Consider the following 12,416-nt stretch of genomic DNA (forward strand, 5'->3'; position numbering starts at 1 on the left):
GCCCGCGCCCGCGCCGGCGTCACGCCGGGCGCAGGACGAGGCCGCCGAGCGGCGGCACCCGCAGCGCCACGGAGCGCTCCCGGCCATGCCATCGCACGTCCTCGGCGTGCAGCGTGCCGGTGTTGACCACCCCCGAGCCGCCGTAGTCGAGGGCGTCGGAGCTGAAGGCCTCGACCCAGGAGCCGCCGTCGGGCAGGCCGATGCGGTAGCCCTCGTGCGGACTCCCGGCGAAGTTGACCACGACGACGACGGGTGAGCCGTCGGCCGCGCGCCGGACGTACGCGAGGACGTTGGCCGCGGCGTCGTCCGCCTCGATCCACTCGAAGCCGGAACCGTCGAAGTCCCGCTGCCACAGGGCGGGAGTGGACCGGTACAGGGCGTTGAGGTCGCGCACCGCCCGCTGGACGCCGGCGTGCGCGGGGTCGTCCAGGTGCCACCAGTCGAGCCCCCGGCTCTCGTCCCACTCCGCCTCCTGGGCGAGCTCGGAGCCCATGAAGAGCAGCTGCTTGCCCGGGTGGGTCCACTGGTAGGTGAGGAAGGCGCGCACGCCCGCGAGCTGCTGCCAACGGTCGCCGGGCATCTTGCGCAGCAGGGAGCCCTTGCCGTGCACGACCTCGTCGTGGCTGATCGGCAGCACGTACTGCTCCGAGAAGGCGTAGACGAGCGAGAAGGTGAGCTCGCCGTGGTGGTGGCTGCGGTACATCGGGTCCTTGGCCATGTACCGCAGGGAGTCGTTCATCCAGCCCATGTTCCACTTCAGGCCGAACCCGAGCCCACCGGTGTCGGTGGGCCGGGTGACGCCCGGGAACGCCGTGGACTCCTCGGCGATCATCATGACGCCGGGGCTGCGGCGGTAGGCGGTGGCGTTGGCCTCCTGCAGGAACGAGATCGCCTCGAGGTTCTCGCGCCCGCCGTGGACGTTGGGGGTCCACTCGCCGTCGTCGCGCGAGTAGTCGAGGTAGAGCATGGAGGCGACCGCGTCCACGCGCAGCCCGTCGGCGTGGAACTCCTCGAACCAGTAGGTCGCGTTCGCCACGAGGAAGTTGCGCACCTCGCGTCGGCCGAAGTCGAACACCAGCGTGCCCCAGTCGGGCTGCTCGCCGCGGCGGGGGTCGGCGTGCTCGTACAGCGGGGAGCCGTCGAACCGTGCGAGCGCGAACTCGTCGCGGGGGAAGTGGGCGGGCACCCAGTCGAGGATCACCCCGATGCCCGCCTGGTGCAGCCGGTCGACCAGGTACCGGAAGTCGTCGGGGGAGCCCAGGCGGGCGGTCGGCGCGTAGTAGCCGGTGACCTGGTAGCCCCACGAACCCCCGAACGGGTGCTCCGCGACCGGCATGAGCTCGACGTGCGTGAAGCCCTGCTCGACGACGTAGGCCGTCAGCTCCTCGGCGAGCTCGCGATAGCTCAGACCGGGACGCCACGAGGCCAGGTGCACCTCGTAGACGCTGATCGGTCCGTCGTGCGGGTCCGACGACGCCCGGCGGGCCATCCAGTCCTCGTCGGACCACACGTGCTCGGAGCGGGCGACGACGGAGGCGGTCGCCGGGGGTGTCTCGCTCGCCTTCGCCATCGGGTCGGCCTTGGCGCGCCAGGTGCCGTCCGGGCCGCACACCTCGTACTTGTAGCGTGTGCCGGCGCCCACGCCCGGCACGAAGATCTCCCACACGCCGCTGGACCCCAGGGACCGCATGGGGTGCACCGCCGTCCAGCGGTTGTGGTCGCCCACGAGCCGCACGCCGCGGGCGTTGGGGGCCCAGACGGCGAACGCCGTGCCGTCGACGTCGCCCAGCGCGCTCGGGTAGGTGCGGTGGTTGGCACCCAGGACCTGCCAGAGCGTCTCGTGGCGCCCCTCGCCGATCAGGTGCAGGTCCATCTCGCCCAGGGAGGGCAGGAACCGGTACGGGTCGTCGACCGTCGCCGTGTGGTCGCCGTACCGGGACCTGACCCGGTAGTCGGGTGCGTGGCGCGTGCCGTCGTCGTCCTGGGCGACGGGCACGACCGCGGACCACACGCCGGCGGCGTCGTGCCGGGCGACGTGCTCGGTCGGGGGCGAGCCGTCGGGGCCGGCGAGGACGAGCACGACCTCGTCGGCCAGGGGTCTCAACGTCCTGACGACGGCGAACGCCCCCTGGGCCGGTCCGAGCAGGTGCGGTCCGAGCACGGCGTGCGGGTCGTGGGTGGTGCCCTGCGCGACGGCGGTGAGGACCTCGGGATCGACGGCTGGCGGCTCGGGTGTCATGAGGTCCACCCTTCCACCGCCGCCGCCAGTTGTCAGGACCAGCGCGCGACCGTCCTCGGCCCGCTCCGCCCCGGCCGGGGTGAGGACGTACGATCCTGGGCGAGGAGAGGTGAGGAATGGCCCGCATCACGATCGCCGACATCGCCGACCGCGCCGGCGTGTCGACGGGAGCCGTGTCGTACGCGCTGAACGACCGGCCGGGGGTGTCCGCGGCGACCCGTGAGCGGATCCTGGCGATCGCCGCCGAGATGGGCTGGCAACCGAGCCAGGCGGCCCGCTCGTTGTCCGGGGCGAAGGCCGAGACGGTCGGGCTGATCCTCGCCCGTGCACCGGAGACGCTGGGGTTCGAGTCGTTCTACATGCAGTTCGTCGCGGGCATCGAGCAGGTGCTCTCCGAGCGCTCGTACGGGCTGCTCCTGCAGGTCGTCCCCGACGTCGCGGCGGAGATCGCCGCGCACCGGCGCTGGCGTGCCGCCCGGCGCGTCGACGGCGTGGTCGTGGTCGACCCCCGCCAGGACGACCCGCGGCTGCCGCTCCTGAACGGCCCCGACGCGCTGCCCGCCGTCGTCGTGGGGGACCCGGCGCTGGCCGGCGGGGTCACGGCCGTCTGGACGGACGACGGCTCGGCGCTGCGCGAGTGCGTGCGCTATCTCGACGGGCTGGGTCACCGGCGGATCGGCCGGGTCACGGGCACCGAGGAGTTCGGGCACACGCACATCCGTGACCTGGCGTTCTTCGACGAGTCGAGGGCTCGGGGCCTGGAGCCGAGGGTGGCACGCGCTGACTTCACTCCGGAGGCGGGGGCTGCGGCCACGCGCACGCTGCTGACCTCGCCCGACCCCGTGACGGCCGTGGTCTTCGACAACGACGTGATGGCGCTGGCCGGTCTGGGCGTGGCCCACGGGCTGGGGATCCGGGTGCCGCAGGAGCTGTCGCTCGTCGCCTGGGACGACTCCCCGCTGTGCGAGGCCGCCTTCCCGCAGCTCACGGCGCTGAGCCACGACGTGACCCGCTACGGCGCGCACGTCGCGCGGCGGCTGTTCGACCGCATGGAGGGCGCGCCGTACGGCAGCTTCCTGGACGCGACCCCGGAGCTGCGGGTCCGTGGCTCGACCGGCCCCGCGCCGTCGGCCGCCTGATCGCCGCAGGATCACAGATCGGCAACGCCGGTGCCGGAGTGGTTGACCGCCGACTACTTAACCGCTTAATGTGCGTGACGACACCCCGTCAACGACGACTGGAATCGAGCGCGACATGGCAACGAAGCACAGGATCACCGGCGTGGCGGCCACCGCGGCCGCCGCGCTCGCACTGACCGCATGCGGCGGCGACGCCGAGCCGGGCCAGGCGGCCGACGACGGCGAGCCCGCGGGCGAGATCACCGTCATCACCCAGCGGACCGACATCGTGGACACCGTCTTCCAGGACTACAAGGCGCAGTTCGAGGAGCTGTACCCCGACGTCACCGTCACCTTCGAGGCGCTCACCGACTACGAGGGCGAGATCGCCGTCCGCATGAACACCGCCGACTACGGCGACGTCCTGCTCATCCCGACCAGCGTCACGAAGGACCAGTACGCGACCTTCTTCGAGCCGCTCGGCGGCGTGGACGAGCTCGGCGAGACGTACCGGCTCGTGGAGGAGGCGGCGTACGAGGACGAGGTCTACGGCGTCTCCATCACCGTCAACACCCAGGGCCTGGTCTACAACAAGAAGGTCTGGGAGTCCGCAGGGATCACCGACCTGCCCACCACGCCGGACGAGTTCCTCGACGACCTGCAGGCCGTCGCCGACCACACCGACGCGGTCCCGTACTACACCAACTACGCCGACGGCTGGCCCCTGAGCCAGTGGGACGGCAACCGCGGCGCCATGGGCGACCCCGAGTACCAGAACACCCACGTCGCCCACAGCGACACCCCCTGGGCCGACGACCAGTGGCACGGCATCTCGGACGGCCTGCTCTACGACGTCGTCGCGGCAGGCCTCAGCGAGAACGACCCGACCACCACCAACTGGGAGGAGTCCAAGACGCTCCTGGGGTCGGGCCAGGTCGCCACCATGCTCCTCGGCTCGTGGGCCATCACCCAGATGCAGCAGGCTGCCGAGGACGCCGGCGGCTCGGCGGACGACATCGGCTACATGCCGTTCCCGCACCAGGTCGACGGCACGTTCCACGCCCAGGTCGCCGGGGACTACAAGAACGCGATCAACGTCAACTCGGACAACAAGGCCGCGGCGCGCGCCTGGATCGACTGGTTCGCGGCCGAGTCGGGCTACGCCTACGACGAGGGCGGCATCTCCCCGCTCCTCGACGGCCCCACCCCGGAGACGCTGGGTGACTTCGACGCCGCCGAGGTGGAGTACGTCGAGATGACCCCTGCCCCGGCGGGCCAGGAGGCCTACGAGACCGACGTCGTCAACGCCGCCGAGATCGACCTCTACGGGAACATCTACCGACAGAAGCTCGTCGACATCGCCCGCGGCGCCGCCGACGGTGACAAGGAGTCGTACTTCGCCGACCTGAACCAGCGCTGGGCGGACGCCCGCGCGACCGTCGGCGAGTGACCCGGCTCCCCGGGGCGGCGGGAAGTCGCCGCCCCGGGGACATCACCGAGAGGAGGGCCGCCATGTCGACGGTCTCGTCCCCGGTCCGTGGGGCAGCAGCACGCGCCACGGCCACCCCACCACCGGCACCCCCGCGGCGCGGTCCGGGACGTGGCTGGAGGGTCACCCCGTGGCTCTTCCTCGTCGCTCCCCTCGGGCTGCTGGTGCTCTTCACCTACGTCCCCGTGGCCAACATGGTCTGGTACAGCTTCACGAGCTGGGACGGCATGGCACCGGTGAAGGAGCCGGTCGGGCTGGACAACTACACCCGGATCTTCACCGACCCGGACATGTTCAGCGTCTTCCTCGTGAGCCTGTACTACCTGGCGGGGGCGTTCCTCCAGCTGGCGCTCGCGCTCTACTTCGCCACGATCCTCAGCTTCCGCACGCGGGTCCGGAACTTCTTCAAGGGGATCATCTTCTTCCCCTACCTGATCAACGGCGTGGCGATCGGTCTGGTCTTCCTGTTCTTCCTGCGGCCGGGAGGGACCCTGGACGCCCTGCTCGCCCTCGTCGGGGTGGCCGAACCGCCCCAGTGGCTGGGCAACCCCGACCTGGCGAACATCTCGCTGGCGTCGACCAGCGTGTGGCGCTACATGGGCCTGAACTTCGTGCTGTTCCTCGGGGCGATCCAGTCGATACCGAACGAGCTCTACGAGGCGGCCGACCTCGACGGTGCCACGAGCTGGCAGAAGTTCCGGTTCATCATCGCCCCGGGCATCAAGCAGGTCATCGGCCTGACCACGATCCTGGCGATCTCCGGTTCTCTCGCCGTGTTCGAGATCCCCTGGATCATGACCGGCGGCGCCAACGGCACGACGACGTTCGTCATCCAGACCGTGCAGCAGGCCTTCGAGTTCAAGAAGTTCGGCCTCGCCTCGGCCATGGCCGTGGTGCTGCTGCTGATCGTGCTGCTGGTCACCTGGATCCAGCGCCGGATCTTCCCCGACGAGAAGGTGGACCTGACGTGACCGCCGTCCAGAACCCCCCTCGGGCAGAGGGACGTCCCGCCCCGACGCCGGGGCCCTTCGAGGGAGCGTGGCTCCGGCTGCGCCGCGGCGTGCGGCAGCTCCACCCGCTGCTCGGACCGGTGGCCATCACCGCGAAGTACGCCAGCCTGGTGGTCGCCTGTGCCGCCGCGCTCATCCCGCTGACGACGGTGTTCATGGCCGCCTTCAAGACCAAGGAGGAGTTCGCCACCTCCGACCCGCTGACCCCGCCGGAGAGCTGGACGAACCTCGACAACTTCGTGACGGCCTTCATCCAGGGCGGCATGGTGCGAGGGTTCCTCAACACCTCGATCATCCTCGTCGTGGCGCTCGTCGGGACCATCATCATCGGGACGATGACGGCCTACGCCGTGGACCGGTTCGACTTCCGCGGACGCCGGCTGGTCATGGGTGCGTTCCTGCTGGCCACCCTGGTCCCCGCGGTCACGACGCAGGTCGCCACGTTCCAGATCGTCAACGGTCTGGGCCTGTTCAACACCCGCTGGGCAGCCATCGTGCTGTTCACCGGGACCGACATCATCTCGATCTACATCTTCCTGCAGTTCATGCGGGGCATCTCGCGATCTCTCGACGAGGCGGCGATGCTCGACGGGGCAAACCGTCTGACGATCTACGCCCGGATCATCTTCCCGCTGCTACGACCCGCCATCGCGACCGTCGTCATCGTCAAGGGCATCGCGATCTACAACGAGTACTACATCCCGTTCCTGTACATGCCCTCGCGGGACCTCGGTGTCGTCTCCACCTCCTTGTTCCGGTTCATGGGGCCGTTCGGGGCGCAGTGGGAGGTCATCTCGGCCGGTGCGGTGCTCGTGATCGTCCCCACCCTCGTCGCCTTCCTGCTGCTGCAGCGCCAGATCTACAGCGGCCTGACCTCCGGAGCCACCAAGTGACCCAGCCATCCCCCCGCCGCCGTGCCGTCGAGCTCCACGAGGGCTGGACGGTCCGCAGCACGTCCCGGGCGGTACCCGGCCACCTCGCCGAGCGGCTCGCAGGGGCCGGCGTCCCGGCCGAGGTGCCCGGTTGCGTCCACACCGACCTGCTGGCGGCCGAGGCGATCCCGGACCCGTACCTCGACGACCACGAGCGCCTGCTGACGTGGATCGGTCGCAGCGACTGGGAGTACGCCACGACGTTCACCCACCGCGCCGACGGCCACGACCGGCACGAGCTCGCCTTCGACGGCCTCGACACGGTCGCCACGGTGCTGCTCAACGGCGTCGAGGTCGCCCGCACGGCCAACCAGCACCGGTCCTACCGGTTCGACGTCACCGGGCTGCTGCGCGAGGGCGACAACGAGCTCGTGGTGCGGTTCGCCGCGCCGGTGCCGTTCGCCGACGCGCAGAGCCTCGCCCTGGGCCAGCGTCCGCAGGTCAACCACCACCCGTTCAACGCGATGCGCAAGATGGCGGCCAACTTCGGGTGGGACTGGGGGATCGACGCCGCCACCGCCGGCATCTGGCGCCCGGTCCGTCTGGAGTCGTGGTCGGCGGCGAGACTCGGCACCGTGACGACGACGGCGACGGCGGACGCCGCGACGGGGGCCGGGCGTCTCGAGGTGCGTGCCGCCGTCGAGCGGGCGCCCGGCGCGCCGGACGAGACGCTCGAGGTCACCGTGCGGCTCACGGGTCGGGGGGTCGAGCACACCGGGACCACGAGGGTGACGGCCGGCGACGACCTCGCGACGCTGCGCCTGGAGGTGTCGGACGCCGAGCTCTGGTGGCCCCGCGGGTACGGGGACCAGCCGCTGTACGACGTCGAGGTGACCCTCGCCGCCGACAGCGCACCGCTCGACGCGTGGACCACGCGCAGCGGGTTCCGTTCGGTGCGTCTGGACATGACCCCCGACGACGACGGCACGTCGTTCGTCCTGGTCGTCAACGACCGTCCCGTGTGGGTCAAGGGAGCCAACTGGATCCCCGACGACGCGTTCGTCCACCGCGTCGACCGCGCGCGCTACGACCGCCGGATCGTGCAGGCCGAGTCGGCGGGGATCAACCTGCTGCGGGTGTGGGGCGGCGGCATCTACGAGTCGACCGAGTTCTACGAGCTGTGCGACGAGCGCGGGATCCTGACCTGGCAGGACTTCGCCTTCGCCTGCGCGGCCTACGCCGAGGAGGAGCCGCTGCGCGCCGAGGTCGAGGCGGAGGCCCGCGAACAGGTCGCCCGCCTGGCACCGCACCCGTCGCTGGTGCTGTGGAACGGCTCCAACGAGAACATCTGGGGATTCCACGACTGGGGCTGGCCGGCGGTGCTCGACGGCCGCACCTGGGGACTGGGCTACTACACCGAGCTGCTGCCCCGCGTCGTGGAGCAGGTCGACGGCACCCGGCCCTACACGCCGTCCAGCCCGTGGTCCGGCTCGCTCGACGTGCACCCCAACGACGTCCGGCACGGGTCGATGCACTCCTGGGAGGTGTGGAACCAGCTCGACTGGACGCACTACCGCGACGACGTCCCCCGGTTCATGGCGGAGTTCGGCTGGCAGGGGCCACCCACCTGGGCCACGCTCACCCGTGCGGTGAGCGACGCGCCCCTGACGCCGGAGTCGCCCGGCATGCAGGTGCACCAGAAGGCGACGGAGGGCAACAAGAAGCTCGGCCAGGGGCTCGCCACCCACCTGCGGGTCCCCGACGACATGGACGACTGGCACTGGGCGATGTCCTGGAACCAGGCCACCGCCGTCCGCGTGGCCGTCGAGCACCTGCGCTCCTGGGGGCCACGCTGCATGGGGTCGGTCGTCTGGCAGCTCAACGACTGCTGGCCCGTGACCTCGTGGGCGGCCGTCGACGGCGACGAGCGTCCCAAGCCGCTGCTGTACGCGCTCGGGCAGGCCCACGCCGACCGGCTGGTGACGATCCAGCCGCGGCCCTCCGAGCAGGCCGGCACCCTGGCGGCGGTGCTCGTCAACGACACCGACGAACCCTGGACCGGGGACCTCGTCGTCCAGCGTCTCGACCTCGCCGGGACCGAGCTCGCCAAGGGGCGTGAGGCCGTCCGGGTCGCGGCGCGCGGCACGCTCACGGTGCCGTTGCCCGACGACGTCGCGGCCACCGCCGACCCCGGGACCGAGCTGGTGCGCGCCACGGTCGGCACGGAGCGGGCGCTGTGGTTCTTCGCCGAACCGCGTGACTCCGGGCTGGAGGCACCGGCGCTGACCACGGCCGTCACCGCCGTCGACGGCGGGTACCGGGTGGACGTCCGTGCCGAGAACCTGGTGCGGGACCTCACGCTGCTGGTGGACAAGGTCCACCCGGACGCCCGCGTGGACGAGCAGATGGTCACGCTGCTGCCCGGCGAGAGCACCGAGCTGAGGGTCCGCGTGCCCGACGGCGTCGCCCTCGACGCCGGTTCGCTGACGGCCGGGCCCGTGCTCCGGTCGCTCAACCAGCTCGTCGCAGGTGCCCGGTGAGCGCCGTCGTGCCGCTGCCCGGCGGTCCCGTCCTCGGGATGACGTGGGGCTGGACCGGTGTGCGCGGCACCTGGGGCACCCCGGGGGCCGAGGCGTCGATGGACGCGATGGTCACCGAGCTGGCCACCACCTGGACGGCGGTGACCTACGCCGCCGAGCAGGCCACCGCCCAGTCCACGCGGATCCCGTTCCGCGACGCCCCGGCGCTCACCGACGAGGAGGTCCGCTGGGCCGTGCGGGCCGCCAGGGCACGGGGGCAGAAGGTCTGCCTCAAGCCGGTCGTCAACGTCGCGGACGGCACCTGGCGCGCCCACATCGGGTTCCTGCACCCCGACGTGCCGAACGAGCCGACCTGGGACGAGTGGTTCGCCTCCTACACCGCGTTCGTGGTCCACCACGCCCGGATCGCGGCCGAGGAGGGCGCGGAGATGTTCTGCGTGGGCTGCGAGATGGTGCGCTCCGACGAGCACGCCGAGTCCTGGCGCGCGGTGGTGGCCGCCGTGCGCGAGGTGTACGACGGCCTGGTGACCTACAACTGCGACAAGTACCAGGAGGACCGCCTCACCTGGTGGGACGCCGTCGACGTGATGAGCGCCTCGGGGTACTACCCGCTGGGGGAGTGGGAGGCGCAGCTCGACCGCATCGAGCCGGTCGTCGCCCGGGAGAGCAAGCCGTTCTTCTTCATGGAGACCGGCTGCCCGAGCCGCGCCGGGTCCGCGGCGCTGCCCAACGACTGGACGCTGCAGGGCCCGCCCGACCCCGACGAGCAGGCCCGTTGGTACGCCGACATGCTGACGGCGACGGCGGCGCGTCCCTGGGTGCAGGGCTGGGTGCTGTGGGACTGGCCCGCCACGCTCTACCCGCCCCAGGACGCTGTCACGAACGACGACTACTGCCCCTCCGGCAAGCCGGCCGCCGCCGTCGTCGCGGAGACGTACCGGCGTCTGGCAGCGGGGCCCCGGCCGTGAGCATCGTCCACCTGCGGGCCGGCGGGGTGAGCCTGGTCCTGGACGTCACCGGTGACCGGCTGCCGGTGGTGGTGCACTGGGGAGCCGACCTCGGCGACGAGCCGGACGAGGTGCTGCAGGAGCTGCGGACCGCCACGCAGCCCCAGCCCTTCGGCTACCCGGTGGACGGCCCCATGCCGGTCTCGCTGCTGCCCGAGGCCTCGGCGGGCTGGCCCGGCGCGCGCGGGGTGACCGGTCACCGGGCCGGAGCGGCGCCGTCGACCCGGTTCGTCGTGTCCCGGGTCGACCACGCCGGACGGGACGCCCCGTGGGCGACCGGCGTCGTCGTGCACGCCGGTGACGACGCGGCCGGGCTCGACCTGGTGCTCGAGGTCGAGCAGGCCCGCAGCGGGCTCCTGCGGCTGCGGGCCACCGTGACCGCCCGGGGCGACGTGGCGGGCACGTACGACCTCGGCGGCGTCCTGCCCGCGCTGCCCGTGCCGGCCCGAGCCACCGAGCTGCTCGACTTCACCGGCCACCAGCTCCGCGAACGCGCCCCTCAGCGCCTGCCCTTCGCCCACGGCACCCACGAGCGCAGCGGCCACCGCGGCCGTCCGGGGTTCGACTCCGGGTACCTGCTCTGCGCCGGGGAGCCCGGGTTCGGCGCCCGCTCGGGCGAGGTGTGGGCCGTGCACGCCGGCTGGTCCGGCAACCAGCGGATGCACGCCGAACGCTCGTACCACGGTGTCTGCCTGCTGGCCGCCGGCGAGCTCCTCGAGCCCGGCGAGGTCCGGCTCGCGCCGGGCGAGAGCTACGTCGCGCCCTGGACGTACGCCACCTACGGCACCGGGCTCGACGACGCGAGCGCCCGCGTGCACGACTGGCTGCGTGCCCGACCTGGACACCCGCGCACACCTCGACCCGTGGTGGTGAACACCTGGGAGGCCGTCACGTTCGACCACTCCCTCGACCGTCTCACGGCGCTCGCCGACGCCGCCGCATCGGTCGGCGCCGAGCGGTTTGTGCTCGACGACGGATGGTTCGGCGCCCGGCGGGACGACCGGGCGGGGCTGGGCGACTGGACCGTCGCGCGCGACGTCTACCCCGAGGGGTTGTGGCCGCTGGTGGACCACGTGCGCGGGCTCGGGATGGACGTCGGGCTCTGGGTCGAGCCGGAGATGGTCAACCCGGACTCCGGCGTCGCCCGGGCGCACCCCGAGTGGTTGCTCACAGCGCCCGGGGGCCGCGCACCCGGACAAGCACGGCACCAGCAGGTGCTCGACCTGGCCGACCCGGGGGCGTACGCCCACGTGCTCGGTCAGCTCGACGCGCTCCTCGACGAGTACCCCATCGCCTCCCTCAAGTGGGACCACAACCGGGAGATCGGTGAGGCCGGGCTGCCGCCGTCGGGCCGCGGTGCGGTCCGGGGACAGACGCTGGCCGTCTACCGGTTGATGGACACCCTTCGCTCACGCCACCCGGGGCTCGAGATCGAGACCTGCGCCTCCGGCGGCGGTCGCGTGGACCTCGGGATGCTGTCCCGCACCGACCGCATCTGGGCGTCGGACTCCACCGACGCCCACGAGCGCGCCGCGATCCAGCGGTGGACCTCCCTGCTCGTGCCGTACGAGCTGCTCGGGGCGCACGTCTCCGCGCCGGTGGCGCCGACGTCGGACCGCGCGCTGCCGCTGGACTTCCGGTGCGCGGTCGCCCTGTTCGGGCACTTCGGGATCGAGTGGGACGTCACCGAGGCGACCGAGGCCGAGCGGGAGCGGCTCGCCGCCTGGGTGGCGTGCTACCGGGAGCGCCGCGGGCTGCTGCACTCGGGTCGGGTGGTGCACGCCGAGGTGCCGGACCCCGCGTACGACCTGCACGGTGTCGTCGCGCACGACGGCTCCGAGGCGCTGTACGCCTGGGTGTGCACCGCGTCGTCGGACACCTGGCCGCCGCCGGCGGTACGGCTGCCGGGGCTGGACCCGGACCGGACGTACCGCGTCGCGCTCGACGGCCCGGCGCGCGACCTCGAGGGTGTCGCCGCTCGTTGGGGAGTGTCGCTGCCGTGGGTCGACGCCGGGGGAGCGGAGCTGCCGGGACGGCTGCTGGCGGAGGTGGGGCTGGCGATGCCGGTGCTGTTCGCCGACCGCGCGGTGCTCCTGCGCGTCAGTGCGACCAGCTGAGCACCCGGTCGTCCGATAGCCACG

Annotated in this window: 8 protein-coding genes; 7 read left to right on the forward strand and 1 reads right to left on the reverse strand. The window is 72.2% G+C overall.

The features are described 5' to 3' along the window. Window positions 1–19: 19 nt before the first annotated feature. Complete coding sequence (gene glgB, locus HDG69_RS11540) at window positions 20–2,239, reverse strand: 1,4-alpha-glucan branching protein GlgB (RefSeq protein ID WP_171783908.1); 2,220 nt, start codon at window positions 2,237–2,239, stop codon at window positions 20–22. A 116-nt stretch (window positions 2,240–2,355) separates the two neighbouring features. On the opposite strand from glgB, the gene HDG69_RS11545 reads away from it, so the two are divergent. The 7 genes from HDG69_RS11545 to HDG69_RS11575 all read left to right on the forward strand — a co-directional run bounded on the left by HDG69_RS11545 (window position 2,356) and on the right by HDG69_RS11575 (window position 12,392). Next, entirely contained in the window at window positions 2,356–3,378 is a 1,023-nt protein-coding gene (locus HDG69_RS11545) for a LacI family DNA-binding transcriptional regulator (protein WP_171783909.1), read from the forward strand. Window positions 3,379–3,493: 115 nt separating this feature from the next. Beyond that, complete coding sequence (locus tag HDG69_RS11550; protein WP_171783910.1) at window positions 3,494–4,807, forward strand: ABC transporter substrate-binding protein; 1,314 nt, start codon at window positions 3,494–3,496, stop codon at window positions 4,805–4,807. 62 nt (window positions 4,808–4,869) lie between these two features. Then, entirely contained in the window at window positions 4,870–5,817 is a 948-nt protein-coding gene (locus HDG69_RS11555; protein ID WP_171783911.1) for a carbohydrate ABC transporter permease, read from the forward strand. Further along, window positions 5,814–6,749, forward strand: coding sequence for a carbohydrate ABC transporter permease (locus HDG69_RS11560; RefSeq protein ID WP_425484025.1), 936 nt, complete (start codon window positions 5,814–5,816; stop codon window positions 6,747–6,749). Before HDG69_RS11555 ends, HDG69_RS11560 begins: the two co-directional genes overlap by 4 nt. Next, entirely contained in the window at window positions 6,746–9,268 is a 2,523-nt protein-coding gene (locus tag HDG69_RS11565; protein ID WP_171783912.1) for a glycosyl hydrolase 2 galactose-binding domain-containing protein, read from the forward strand. The genes HDG69_RS11560 and HDG69_RS11565 overlap by 4 nt, the downstream gene beginning before the upstream one ends. Beyond that, a complete protein-coding gene (locus HDG69_RS11570) occupies window positions 9,265–10,236 on the forward strand; it encodes a glycoside hydrolase family 113 (protein ID WP_425484026.1) in 972 nt (323 codons plus the stop codon). Before HDG69_RS11565 ends, HDG69_RS11570 begins: the two co-directional genes overlap by 4 nt. Next, the gene (locus HDG69_RS11575; RefSeq protein WP_171783913.1) at window positions 10,233–12,392 is read left to right on the forward strand and encodes an alpha-galactosidase; all 2,160 of its coding nucleotides are present in this window, start codon (window positions 10,233–10,235) and stop codon (window positions 12,390–12,392) included. The genes HDG69_RS11570 and HDG69_RS11575 overlap by 4 nt, the downstream gene beginning before the upstream one ends. Window positions 12,393–12,416: the final 24 nt, after the last annotated feature.

Source organism: Isoptericola halotolerans (genome assembly GCF_013149785.1).
Taxonomy (GTDB): domain Bacteria; phylum Actinomycetota; class Actinomycetes; order Actinomycetales; family Cellulomonadaceae; genus Isoptericola; species Isoptericola halotolerans.